This window comes from Robertmurraya korlensis, assembly GCF_023715225.1.
Taxonomy (GTDB): Bacteria; Bacillota; Bacilli; order Bacillales; family Cytobacillaceae; genus Robertmurraya_A.
On record NZ_JAMBNS010000122.1, the window covers coordinates 1 to 436 of the forward strand.

The 436-nt window shown below is 39.9% G+C and carries 2 protein-coding genes; one reads left to right on the plus strand and one right to left on the minus strand.

Translation table 11 applies throughout. The features are described from left to right. On the plus strand, positions 1-221 hold a 221-nt coding region (locus M3175_RS26070), incomplete at its 5' end, for a MutS family DNA mismatch repair protein (RefSeq protein ID WP_251524612.1). Positions 222-248: 27 nt separating this feature from the next. Here the strand turns inward: M3175_RS26070 and M3175_RS26075 are convergent. Beyond that, the coding region (locus M3175_RS26075; protein ID WP_251524613.1) for a hypothetical protein at positions 249-436 on the minus strand (188 nt) is incomplete at its 5' end.

The following is a 436-nucleotide window of genomic DNA, read 5'->3' on the forward strand; positions in this document are numbered from 1 at the left end:
GTGAACAAAAAAGTTTGCCAAACCATCCTTTACCCTATCCATCAGAAGACGAGAAACAAATGGGTCTGGATTTGCAGAGTGCAGCGGCTGATTATCAAACGTTGAAAACTGATGAATACAAACTTACTCAGCAACTAACAGCCCTAAACCCTGACGAGCTGACGCCGAAACAGGCGTTAGAATTTATTTATTCATTAAAGGAATTGTTAAAAAAAGCGTAACGCGCTAAAATAATACGATTGTATTTTTTATGCTTTTAACATTTGTGCAACTAAAAAAAGGTAGCCACCGCCATGACTTTCGTCGTTACTGATAACTGTGTTCGTTGTAAATATACTGACTGCGTTGAAGTCTGTCCTGTGGACTGTTTCTATGAAGGTCCGAATTTTTTGGTCATCCATCCTGATGAGTGTATTGACTGTGCGCTGTGTGAGCC